We start from the raw sequence: 12,346 nt of genomic DNA on the forward strand, positions 1-12,346 counted from the left end.
TTCAGGATCGATGCTTGCGCCGCAGCTCAGCCAACTGCTCGGCCAGCGCGTCCACGCCCTCTTCCGGCTTCTGCGGCATCGCCCGTAACGTCGCCTGCATCAAACGCATTTGGCGAATGAAACGCCGGCAATTGCGGCAGAACATCAGGTGATGACGCACCATCAGTTTTTCGCGAAAGCTCAATTGGCCATCGAGATAATCGCTGGACCGCGCTACTTGCTCCTTGCACGTCAACATTCGCCGGTCTCCTCAAAATGCTCCACGGTCGCGAAGACCTTCAAGCGTGCCCGATGCAGCAGCACGCGGACATTGGAGAGCGAGATCTCCAGAAGATTACAGATTTCCTCCAGCTCCAGGCCCTGCCGCTCACGAAGCGACAGCACGCTGCTTTGCAATTGCGACAGGCTCGACAGCGTGTGCTCAAGGCACTCACGCAGCTCGCCTTCGGTCAGCAGCGCTTCGGGTGTGTCCTGGTGCCAGGCGAATGGTGCGACCAGCCAGTGGCCGTCGCCGGGAGAAAAACGATCGTCGTCGATGGTGCCGTGGGGTGACGGCAGATCATCCAGCAACACTTCGCGACGATTGAGTTTGTAGCGGCTCTTGGCCGAGTTGGCAGTGATGGTCAGCAACCAGGTCTTGAGGCTGGAGCGCCCCTCGAAACGGCCGATATTGCGCACCACCGACAGCCACGCGTCCTGTACCACCTCTTCGACATGGCGCTGGCCGACAATCGCGTAGGCCACCGCGCGCATGGGGCTTTGATAGGTACTGACCAGTTCCTTGAAGGCTTTCTGTTCGCCTGCCAACAACCGTTCGAGCAGTTGTGTGTCGTCAACCGCCATCCATCAATCCCCTTTTCCCCGCCCGAAAATGATTGCGGCAGGAGGTCGCTTGAAGCGACGTCCTGCCGCAGTCTCCGAAAGTTACAGCGTTCTCGCTGATTCGGATGCAGGAAAGATTAGCGCGATTAAGAGGACATGAACGAGTCCACTCAACGTTTGCGCAGAATCACGCTGCCGATCGAGTAACCGGCACCGAACGAGCTCAGTACCGCCAGCGAACCGGCCGCCAGATCGTCCTGATATTTGTGGAACGCGATCACCGAACCGGCGGAGCTGGTGTTGGCGTAGGTGTCGAGAATCACCGGGGCTTCTTCTTCGGTGGCTTCGCGGCCCAGCAGCTTGCGCACGATCAAGTGGTTCATGCTCAGGTTGGCCTGGTGCAGCCAGAAGCGCTTCACGTCACCGACGTTGAGCTTGTTCTCTTCCAGATGCTCGCCGATCAGCTCGGCCACCATCGGGCAGACGTCCTTGAACACCTTGCGGCCTTCCTGCACGAACAGTTTGTCGCGGGCGCCAATGCCCTCTTCAGCTGCGCGGTTGAGGAAGCCGAAGTTGTTGCGGATGTTGTTGGAGAACTTGGTCAGCAGTTTGGTGCTGACCACGTCGAACTGATGTTTCGACGTTGCCAGATCGGCACGCTCGATGATCACGGCAGTGGCGGCATCACCGAAGATGAAGTGGCTGTCGCGGTCACGGAAATTCAGGTGACCGGTGCAGACTTCCGGGTTGACCATCAGGATCGCCCGGGCCTGGCCCAGTTGCACGGTGTTGGCCGCTTGCTGGATGCCGAAGGTCGCCGAGGAGCAGGCAACGTTCATGTCGAAACCGAAACCCTGGATGCCCAGCGCTTCCTGGACTTCGATGGCGATCGCCGGGTAGGCGCGCTGCAGGTTGGAGCAGGCGACGATCACGCCGTCGATGTCGGCGGCGGTCTTTCCGGCACGTTGCAGGGCTTGTTCGGCAGCGCCGATGGCCATCTGGCAGAGCACCGACCATTCGTCGTTGGAACGCTCCGGCAGGCGTGGCGTCATGCGCGCAGGGTCGAGGATGCCGTCCTTGTCCATGACAAAGCGGCTCTTGATGCCGGAAGCTTTTTCGATGAACGCGGCGCTGGACTCGGTCAGGGCCTGGACTTCACCGCTGGCGATGGCCTCGGCGTTGTCCGCGTTGAACTGGGCGACATAGGTATTGAAAGACTGCACCAGCTCTTCGTTGGAGATGCTGTTGGCCGGGGTATACAGGCCGGTGCCGCTGATGACGACGTTATGCATGGTCGTTTCTCTAATCTGTTCAGTCAGAAAATGCTGGCACCGACGTGCCAACACGCAAAGGGTCCATTCCCGTATCAAGGGACACAAAAACCTGGCATCGCTTTATTCCGACCTCGCCCGCGGTTGAGAAGGCTCAAAACCGCGGGGCCGGCGTTTATAGGCGCGAAGTTTGCCATAAACCTTGGCTTTTGGCGCCTTTTGCTGATCGTTCCCACGCTCTGCGTGGGAATGCAGCCAGGGACGCTCCGCGTCCCAAAAGCGGACGCAGAGCGTCCGTGGAAGCGCTACCAAGCAGAGCGTGGGAGCGATCAGGCACTCGCTAGGGTTCTACCTGGCTCCACTGCTTGTTCAGCCGTTTGTCGGAGATCGGCACTTTCGTTCCCAACTGCTGGGCAAACAGCGAAACCCGATACTCCTCCAGCCACCAGCGATACAGCTCAAGCTGCGGATCACGTTTGCCTTCCTGTGCATGTTTGGCGACGCGGGTCTGGTATTGCGTCCAGAGCCCGGCAAGTTCGCCGCTCCACACTCGATCCTTCTGCACCTGCGCGCCCAGCTTCTCGAAACGCTGTTCGACCGCTTTCAGGTAACGCGGCAGCTCCTTGAGCCACACCATCGGTGTTTCCCGGACGAAGCCCGGATACACCAGATGACTGAGCTGCTGCTTGATGTCGTTAAGCGCTACCGCCTGGGCCAGATCGATCTTGCCCTTGAAGCGCTTTTGCAGACCGTGCCAGAGCTTGAGGATTTCCAGGGTCAGGCGTGCCACCCGCTCGGCGTGCTCGGTCCAGTTGCCGCGTTTGCGCTCAGCCAGTGCCGCCAGCCCGGCGCCGTCACGTGGCAACGGGTCTTCGCCATCGAGAATGCAGCTGTCGAGGCTGGCCAGCAGAATGTCTTCCACCAGCGCATCGACCCGACCCAGTTCGCGGTACAGCAGGCCCAGTTCGGTCAGGCCCGGCAACTTGCCGCGCAGGAACTTCGCAGGTTCAGCCAGTTGCTGCATCAGCAGGCGCTGCAAGGCGCGGCGGTGCTGGAATTCGGCTTCGGCTGGGGTCGAGAAGCGCCCTTCCTTGACCGTGCCGCCCTCTTCCACCAGCGCCGGATACACCGTCATCGACAGCCCGGCGATCTTCTGCTGAGTCTTTTCCGCCACCGGCGCGAAGACCTTGGCCTCCACCGGTTGCTGGCTCTTCGCGCTCTGCGGCACGGCCAAAGCAGCCTGGCTGGCTTCAGCGAAACGCGCGGTCAGCTCCGCCAGATCCCGCCCTTCGCCGAGGAACTTGCCTTGGCCATCGACGATTTCCAGGTTCATCCGCAAATGGCTTTCAACCTGCTGCGCCGCTTCGGCCCAGGCTTCGTCGCTGACCCGCGCGCCGGTCATGCGCAGCAGTTCACGGCCCAGCGCCTGCGGTAACGAACCTTCGGCAAAGGTCATGCGTTGCAGCGCGGCCTTGATGAAGTCCGGTACCGGCACGAAGTTTTTGCGCAAGGCCTTGGGCAGGTTGCGCACCAGCGCAATGCACTTGGCCTGGATCAGCCCCGGCACCAGCCATTCCAGACGTTCCGGCGGCAGCATCGGCAACAGCGGCGCCGGCACCCGCAGGGTCACGCCGTCACGCGGGTGGTTCGGTTCGAAGTGATAACTCAGGGCCAGTTCCAGATCGCCGATGTGCAGGGTGTCCGGGTAATGCTGCGCGGTGACTTCACTGGCTTCGCGCGCCAGCACGTCTTCCTCGCGCATGATCAGCAACTGCGGGTCTTTCTGGCTGTTGACCCGATACCAACTGTCGAACGTTGCGGTCTGGTGAATCTCCGCCGGCAGTCGCGCGTCGTAGAACGCGTAAAGGGTTTCTTCGTCGGCCAGAATGTCCCGCCGGCGGGCCTTTGCTTCCAGTTCGTCGAGCTGTTCGAGCAATTGCTTGTTGGCGCTCAGGCATTTGGCCCGTGACTGAATCTCGCCCCGTACCAGGCCTTCACGGATAAACAGCTCCCGCGAAACCACCGGATCCACCGGGCCGTAATGCACCGGTCGCCGGCCGACCACGATCAGCCCGAACAGAGTGATCTGTTCGAACGCGACGACCTGGCCGCGTTTCTTCTCCCAGTGCGGTTCGAAGTGGTTCTTCTTGATCAGGTGCCTGGCCAGCGGCTCGATCCAGTCGGCGTCGATCTTCGCCACCATGCGCGCGTACAGCTTGGTGGTTTCCACCAGTTCGGCGGTCATTACCCACTGCGGGCGCTTCTTGCCGATGCCCGACGACGGATGAATCCAGAACCGCCGCTGACGGGCGCCAAGGTAATCGCCGTCTTCGGTTTTCTGGCCGATCTGGCTGAGCAGGCCGACCAGCACCGCTTTGTGCAGTTTCGGATAATCCGCCGGCTCCTTATTCAGGCTCAGCTGCAAGTCGCGGCAGATCAGGCTCAACTGACGATGGGAATCGCGCCACTCGCGCAAGCGCAGGTAGTTGAGGAAATTCTTGCGGCACCAGTTACGCAGCGGGCTCGCCGTCAGCGCCTGGCGCTGCTCTTCAAAACCGCGCCACAGATTGACCAGAGCAGCAAAGTCCGAATCGGCGTCCTTCCACTGCGCGTGGGCCTGGTCAGCCGCCTGCTGACGCTCCGGCGGACGCTCGCGCGGGTCCTGAATCGACATGGCGCTGGCGACGATCAGCACTTCCTGCAAACTGCCGAGCTTCGCCGCTTCGAGCAGCATGCGGCCCATGCGCGGGTCCACCGGCAGGCGCGCCAGTTGACGACCAAGCGGGGTTAACTGATTGTTGCGATCCACCGCCGACAATTCTTGCAGCAGGTTGAAACCGTCGCTGATCGCCTTGCCGTCCGGCGGCTCGATGAACGGGAACGCGGTGATCTCGCCGAGGCGCAGATGGAGCATCTGCAAAATAACCGCCGCGAGGTTGGTGCGCAGGATTTCCGGATCGGTAAATTCCGGACGACCGAGGAAATCCTCTTCGCTGTACAAGCGCACACAGATGCCCGGCTCGACCCGGCCGCAGCGACCTTTACGCTGGTTGGCGCTGGCCTGGGAGATCGCTTCGATCGGCAGGCGCTGGACCTTGGCGCGATAGCTGTAGCGGCTGATGCGCGCAGTGCCGCTGTCGATCACGTACCGGATGCCCGGCACGGTCAACGAGGTTTCGGCAACGTTGGTCGCCAGCACCACGCGACGTCCCGGATGCGACTGGAAGATCCGCTGTTGTTCGGCCGGCGACAGGCGCGCGTACAACGGCAGGATTTCGGTGTGCTTGAGCTGGGCCTTGCGCAGCATGTCGGCGGCGTCGCGAATCTCGCGCTCGCCGGGCAGGAACACCAGCACATCGCCAGGACTGCGGCGTTCGCTGCGTTCATACGCGGCGATTTCGTCGAGGGTGGCGAGGATCGCCTGATCTACGGTCAGGTCATCTTCGACGCGGTTGCCCTCCTCGTCCTGCTCCAGGGTCAGCGGGCGATACCAGGTTTCCACCGGGAAGGTGCGGCCGGACACTTCGACAATCGGCGCATCGTCAAAGTGCTTGGAAAAGCGCTCCAGATCGATGGTCGCCGAGGTGATGATGACTTTCAGGTCCGGGCGACGCGGCAGCAGGGTTTTCAGGTAACCGAGCAGGAAATCGATGTTCAGACTGCGTTCGTGGGCTTCGTCGACGATGATTGTGTCGTAGCGTTCGAGGTAGCGGTCGTTCTGGGTTTCCGCCAGCAGGATGCCGTCGGTCATCAACTTGATCAGGGTGTTGGAATCGCTCTGATCTTCAAAGCGCACCTGATAGCCGACCAGCGCGCCCAGCGGCGTGCCGAGCTCCTCGGCAACCCGGCTGGCCACACTGCGCGCCGCGATCCGGCGAGGCTGGGTGTGACCGATCAGGCCCTGTTGGCCGCGACCGATCTCCAGGCAGATTTTCGGCAACTGAGTGGTTTTACCCGAGCCGGTTTCGCCGGCGATGATCAGCACCTGATGCTTTTCCAGCGCCTTTTTGATTTCGTCACGCTTGGCCGCAATCGGCAGGCTGTCGTCGTAACGGATCACCGGCAGGCTGGCCTTGCGCGCCAGCACCTGATCGCAGGACGCCTGCATGCGCGCCACCCACTGGGCCAGCTTGGCCTCGTCGGGTTTCTTGCGCAGCTCAAGCAATTGCCGCCGCAGCCGGTGGCGGTCGGCGAGCATGGCGTGATCGAGGTTTTTCAGCAGTTTGTCGATGGAGGGCGATTCGTCGGTCATCGGGTACGCAATTCGGTCGTCTAGTGGCGCAAGGACGCGATTGTCGCAGATTTACGCCTGACTGTGATCGTTCCCACGCAGAGCCTGGGAACGATCAGTAACAGGTTATTCGTTATCGAGGCCTTTACGACGGTAAGGGAAAACATCGATCACTTTCCCGGCCCTGATCGCCTCCTGCAGTCCCTTCCAGTAATCGGCGTTGTACAACTCGCCATGCAACTGATCGAACAGTTTGCGCTGCTTGGTATCGGCAAACAGAAACGGCGGAAACTCTTCGGGAAAAACGTCCAGCGGCCCGATCGAGTACCACGGCTCGGAGGCCATTTCGTCCTCCGGCGTGCGCGGTGCCGGGATGTGGCGGAAATTGGCTTCGGTGAGGAAACAGATTTCGTCGTAGTCGTAGAACACCACCCGACCATGGCGGGTGACACCAAAGTTCTTCAGCAGCATGTCGCCCGGGAAGATGTTGGCTGCCGCCAGTTGCTTGATCGCCAGGCCATAGTCTTCCAGTGCTTCGCGCACCTGGGCTTCACTGGCATTGTCGAGGTAGAGGTTCAGCGGCGTCATCCGGCGCTCGGTCCAGCAGTGGCGGATCAGTACGGTTTCACCTTCCAGCGACACCGTGGACGGCGCAACTTCCAGCAATTCCGCCAGGCACGCCGGCTCGAACTTGCTCAGGGGAAAACGGAAGTCGGCGAATTCCTGCGTATCGGCCATGCGCCCGACGCGGTCGACGCTTTTTACCAGTCGATACTTCTCGATCACCGTGGCGCGGTCGACGTTTTTCGACGGCGAGAAGCGGTCCTTGATGATCTTGAACACGGTGTTGAAGCCCGGCAACGTGAACACGCTCATGACCATGCCACGCACGCCAGGCGCCATGATGAACTGGTCGTCGGTGTTGGCCAGGTGATTGATCAGGGCACGGTAGAACTCGGACTTGCCGTGCTTGTAGAAGCCGATCGAGGTGTACAGCTCGGCGATGTGCTTGCCCGGCAGGATACGCTTGAGGAATCCGATGAACTCCGCCGGCACCGGCACATCAACCATGAAATACGAACGGGTGAAGGAGAAGATGATCGACACCTCCGCTTCGTCGGTGATCAATGCGTCGATCTGAATCCCGCGTCCCTCGCGGTGCAGCAGCGGAATCACCAGCGGCCATTGATCGTCGTTGGTGTAGATGCGCCCGACCAGGTACGCACCCTTGTTGCGGTACAGCACCGAGGAAAACAGCTCGACGCTCAGCTCTGGATCCTTGCACACCCAGTCCGGCAGATTCTCGCGCAGTTGCGCTTCCAGACGCTGCAAGTCGCCGGGCAGATCGGCATAGGCCTCGCTGAAGCGGTAATCGGCAAAGATGCTCGCGAGCATGCCCGATATCTGCCCTTGCGGTTTATAGGTGCGTGTTTGCGCGGCTCGTGCCCGGCGCAGGCTCGGGCGCGTCGTGTGGATGAACATGCAACCGTCGCTGATCAGGTCGTGGCTGAACAGGCTGCAGAAAATCGAGTTGTACCAGGTCTCGGACAGCTCATCGTCAAAACGCAGGTCGATGATGCTGATGTAGGCGCTTTTCACCAGTGGCCAGCAGGTGATGTCCATCAAGGTGTCCGGCTCGAAATATTCGCGCAGGCGGGCGACGGTTTCACCGACCTTTTCTTCGTAGAGGTTGATCCGCGCGGCCGACGCCGTTTGCGTGTCCTGCCAGCGGGCCTGCTCGAAGCGCTCCCGGGCGCCGTCGGTGATTCGCCGGAAATGCTCGCGGTAATCGTCAAAGCCATCGAGGATCAGGCGGGCGATTTCGGTGGCTGGCCATTGCTGCGGCATAGATGAGACCTCTGCGGGAATTGGAGAATCTGTGCTCGAAGGCCTGAGCTTAGCCACGGAAGCGGGCGCAGGAGAAGCGCAATTTCTGCCAAATCCTCGACCGGGTTGTACAGCGACACAGTTTTTATCAAAGTTTTTTTAATCGACCGTTTGGTCAATTAACGTCTCGCACCGCTCTCTGACCATCCCGGCGCCAGCCCGCGGTTTCGTTGGGGTTGGGATCCAATTGCTCAGCGACATCTCTAGTTCGCGGCTTTCCCTGATTGACCACGCCTGCCGACTTCGTGCGGCCTCGAATATCAGTCCGGCCTTACCAAGATGATGGCACTTTGATATACACCCCGCCATTACCCGCCTCACAACAAGATCCTCGGTTCACGAGGACATCCTCTCTCTCATCCTAAGGAGCACATTGATGTCTATCCGGAATCTGCGTATCGGTTTGCGCGCCAGTTTGTGTTTTGCCGTTCTGGCCAGTCTGCTGGTGGTGGTCGGCCTGTTCGGGCTGGGCCAGATGAAAACCCTGCGCGAGAGCGCGGCGGTGATCGAGGAGTCGTGGATGCCCAGCATCGAAAGCATCCATGACACAGCGGCTAACATCGCCAGCATCCGTCTCGAATCCCTGCGCCTGATCACCAGCACTCAGGCGGCCGTTCGCGAACGCAGCAAGGGCCTGCTTACCGTGCAACGCCAGGAACTGCTCAAGCGCCTCGACGACCACAAAGCCCTGATCACCAGCGATCAGGAACAGACGATGCTGGAAGGTCTGAGCGCCGATACGGCCAAGTACTTGAGCATCCTCGACCAGATCATCAAACAGATCGACGCCGGACAGAACGAACAGGCCTACACGCGCCTGAACAATGAACTGGCGCCGCAGGGCACGGTGCTCGACAAAACCCTGGAGCAGATGATCACCCTCAATCAGCAGGGCGCGGATGCCGCGGCCAAGTCCGCAGCGGCGATGTATCAGCAGGCGCTGTGGATTGTCGCCACGATCATCGTCATCGCCCTGATTGCCACGTTACTGCTGGCCTGGCTGCTGACACGCAGCATCACCGCGCCGATCAATCAGGCGCTGAACGTGGCACGGCGAATTGCTTCGGGAGACCTCAGCGGTCGCATCGACAGCGACGGCCGGGACGAAGCGGCGCAGTTGCTCACGGCGCTGGCCGAAATGCAGGGCAATCTGCGCTCGACCATTCGCGGCATCAGCGAGTCGGCCCAACAACTGGCCTCCGCCGCCGAGGAAATGAGTTCGGTGATGGAACAGAGCACCCGCGGCCTGCAACAGCAGAACGACCAGATCGAGCAAGCCGCCACGGCGGTCACTGAAATGAGCACGGCGGTCGATGAAGTGGCCGCCAATGCGGTGTCCAGCGCCGAGGCGTCCGAAGCCTCGAACGAGGACAGCAAGCACGGGCATGTGCAGGTCAGTGAGACCATCAGTTCGATTCAGGAACTGGTCAGCGCCGTGCTCGGCGCCTCCGAACAGGCCGAGGGCCTTGCGACTCAGGCCCAGGACATCAGTAAGGTTCTGGAGGTGATTCGCGGCATCGCCGGGCAGACCAATCTGTTGGCCCTGAACGCCGCCATTGAAGCGGCGCGGGCCGGTGAGGCCGGACGCGGGTTTGCGGTAGTCGCCGACGAGGTTCGCTCGCTGGCCCAGCGCACGCAGAACTCCACCGAAGAAATCGAGCTGATGATCAGCAGCATCCAGCAAGGCACCGGAGCCACCGTCGATGCATTGCAAAACAGCGCCGAGCAGGCCAGCCAAACCCTGCGCCGTGCCAACAGCGCCGGCCATGCACTGGAGAAAATCACCGCGTCGATCTCGCAGATCAACCAGCGCAATCTGGTCATCGCCAGCGCCGCCGAGCAACAGGCGCTGGTGGCCCGGGAAGTCGACGAGAACCTGGTGACCATCCGCGATCTGTCGACCCAGACCGCTGCCGGAGCAACCCAGACGTCTGCCGCCAGTCAGGAACTGTCGCGGCTGGCCGTCGACCTCAACGGCCTAGTGACGCGTTTCGTGATCTGATCAGAACATTAAATGCCTGATTAACGGTTGCCATCGCCGGGGCCCTCGGCAACACTCTCGTCCCGATCAAGGAAGGAGTGGCCCGTGAGCCCTGTCGATATTTTCCGCATGTTGTCGCTGGCTGCCATCTGGGGCGCAAGCTTCCTGTTCATGCGCATCATCGCTCCCGCGATCGGTACGGTTCCGACCGGATTCTTCCGCGTTTCGATTGCCGCCGTCGGCCTGCTGGTGATCCTCGGTCTGATGCGCATCAGCTGGGATTTCAAAGGCAAACTCAAGACCGTGATGCTGCTGGGTGTTATCAACTCGGGCCTCCCGGCAACCATGTACTCCGTCGCCGCTCAGGTTCTGCCCGCCGGGTATTCGGCGATCTTCAACGCCACCACGCCATTGATGGGGGTGTTGATCGGCGGATTGTTCTTCAGTGAAAAACTCACGCTGGCCAAACTCGCCGGCGTGTTCCTCGGTCTGCTCGGGGTGGGCGTGCTGACCCGCGCCGGCCCGGTCGCGTTCGATCTGCACCTGCTGATGGGCGCGGTGGCCTGCCTGCTCGCAACGACCTGCTATGGCTTCGCCGGGTTCCTTGCCCGACGCTGGCTGGATCAGGCCGGCGGGCTCGACAGTCGTCTGTCGGCGCTGGGCAGCATGCTCGGTGCGACCCTGTTTCTGTTGCCGCTGTTCGGTTACAGCGTCATCACTGCGCCGCCGGTGAGCTGGGGTGGCTGGAATGTCTGGCTGTCGCTGCTGGGCCTGGGTCTGGGCTGCACGGCGTTTGCCTACATCATTTACTTCCGCCTGCTGAGTTCCATCGGGCCGGTGAAGTCGATGACCGTGACCTTCATGATTCCGCCGTTCGGCGTGTTGTGGGGGGCGCTGTTTCTCGATGAACCGCTGTCGATGGCCCACGTGTATGGCGGGGTGTTGATCGCGGTTGCGCTGTGGCTGGTGTTGAAACCCGCGGCGGTGAAGTCGGCAGAAATCGCCACCCGCTGATTGGCAGATGCACAAAGGCCCGGAAGTTTCCTCCCGGGCCTTTTTCATGCGCGGCGGTTAAGCCGATTTACGGAACACGAACACCAGACCGACGATGATCAACAGCATCCCCAGTACGCTTAACGCGGCCAGGCGATTACCGAAAATCAGGTAATCCATCACCGCCGTCACGGCCGGCACCAGATAGAACAGACTGGTGACATTCACCAGATTGCCCCGGGCGATCAGCCGGTACAGCAGCAACGTCGCCAGCACGGACACCACCAGTCCCATCCACAACACCGGCACGATGAAACCGGTGCTGTGCTCGAAGTGAAATGGCTGGAACGGCACGAATATCCCGCACAGCAGCAGACCGGCCAGGTACTGCACCGGCAGCGTACCGAGGGGATTGTCGGTGATGCGTTTCTGCATGATCGAGCCGAAGGTCATGCTTGCCAGCGCGAGCAGACCGAACAGCATCCCCGCCAGCGACATGCCGGCCAGGCCGATGCCTTGATAAACCACCATGATCAGACCGGCCAATCCCAGTGCCAGGCCGAACATCCGGCTCACCGAGCGCTGCCGCTCCATGATCACCACCGTAAGGATCGGCTGCACGCCCATGATGGTCGCCATCACGCCGGGGGTGACCTTCAGGTCCAGCGCCAGCAAATAGAAGATCTGATAGGCACCCAGCAGCACCACGCCGGTGGCCATCGCGTACAGCATCGGCTTGCCGCCCTTGGGCAACTTCAACTTGAGCAACGGCACCAGCACCACCAGTCCGCACAGCGCAATCACAAAACGCATCAGCAGAAAGGCAAACGGTGAAGCGTGGGCCAGGCCCCACTTGGAGAAGATCGCCCCGCTGCTCCACAGCAGAACGAACAGGCTCGTGGACGCGGCCGCGAGCGCGGATTTTTTCGAAAGGACAAACATGAATACCACCTGTAGTCAGGCAAATAGCCAACTCAGCCGAAGCTGAAATTCAGTAGGTTTTTTCAGGCGGGCACAGGGGTCAGCAGAAAACGCCGATCAGCCCGAAACACCAACGCCCGGCGGTGATACGACTGCGCACACCGGCGTGCTACTGACAGGTGGAGGGTAATGACTGATCTGCACAGGCTGCTGATTCCCGCACGGCACGACGCCAGCGTT

At 61.1% G+C, this 12,346-nt stretch carries 8 protein-coding genes; 2 read left to right on the top strand and 6 right to left on the bottom strand.

Translation table 11 applies throughout. From position 1 onward, the window contains the following. Position 1 precedes the first annotated feature (1 nt). The 5 genes from CAF73_RS21720 to aceK form a co-directional block, all read right to left on the bottom strand. Positions 2 to 238 (bottom strand): anti-sigma factor, encoded by a 237-nt coding sequence (locus CAF73_RS21720; RefSeq protein ID WP_085700642.1) that lies wholly within the window; start codon positions 236 to 238, stop codon positions 2 to 4. Beyond that, entirely contained in the window at positions 232 to 843 is a 612-nt protein-coding gene (locus tag CAF73_RS21725) for an RNA polymerase sigma factor (RefSeq protein ID WP_085700641.1), read from the bottom strand. The genes CAF73_RS21720 and CAF73_RS21725 overlap by 7 nt, the downstream gene beginning before the upstream one ends. A gap of 149 nt (positions 844 to 992) precedes the next feature. Further along, the gene (locus CAF73_RS21730) at positions 993 to 2,114 is read right to left on the bottom strand and encodes a beta-ketoacyl-ACP synthase III (protein WP_085700640.1); all 1,122 of its coding nucleotides are present in this window, start codon (positions 2,112 to 2,114) and stop codon (positions 993 to 995) included. Between the two features lie 319 nt (positions 2,115 to 2,433). Further along, positions 2,434 to 6,345 carry an ATP-dependent RNA helicase HrpA gene (gene hrpA / locus CAF73_RS21740; protein ID WP_085703799.1) on the bottom strand — a complete coding sequence of 1,304 codons (3,912 nt, stop codon included), beginning with the start codon at positions 6,343 to 6,345 and terminating at the stop codon, positions 2,434 to 2,436. A gap of 105 nt (positions 6,346 to 6,450) precedes the next feature. Continuing rightward, the gene (aceK, locus tag CAF73_RS21745) at positions 6,451 to 8,172 is read right to left on the bottom strand and encodes a bifunctional isocitrate dehydrogenase kinase/phosphatase (protein ID WP_085703800.1); all 1,722 of its coding nucleotides are present in this window, start codon (positions 8,170 to 8,172) and stop codon (positions 6,451 to 6,453) included. 415 nt (positions 8,173 to 8,587) lie between these two features. Between aceK and CAF73_RS21750 the strand changes: the two genes are divergently transcribed. Both CAF73_RS21750 and CAF73_RS21755 read left to right on the top strand, forming a co-directional pair. Then, positions 8,588 to 10,213: a methyl-accepting chemotaxis protein gene (locus CAF73_RS21750; RefSeq protein WP_085700636.1), complete on the top strand. Its 1,626-nt coding sequence runs from the start codon at positions 8,588 to 8,590 to the stop codon at positions 10,211 to 10,213. An 84-nt stretch (positions 10,214 to 10,297) separates the two neighbouring features. Beyond that, positions 10,298 to 11,206, top strand: coding sequence for a DMT family transporter (locus tag CAF73_RS21755; RefSeq protein WP_085703801.1), 909 nt, complete (start codon positions 10,298 to 10,300; stop codon positions 11,204 to 11,206). 57 nt (positions 11,207 to 11,263) lie between these two features. Here CAF73_RS21755 and CAF73_RS21760 read toward each other — a convergent pair whose 3' ends face one another. Beyond that, entirely contained in the window at positions 11,264 to 12,127 is an 864-nt protein-coding gene (locus CAF73_RS21760) for a DMT family transporter (protein WP_085703802.1), read from the bottom strand. Positions 12,128 to 12,346: the final 219 nt, after the last annotated feature.

The sequence above is a fragment of the Pseudomonas sp. B15(2017) genome (assembly GCF_002113215.1).
In the GTDB taxonomy this organism is placed as follows: domain Bacteria; phylum Pseudomonadota; class Gammaproteobacteria; order Pseudomonadales; family Pseudomonadaceae; genus Aquipseudomonas.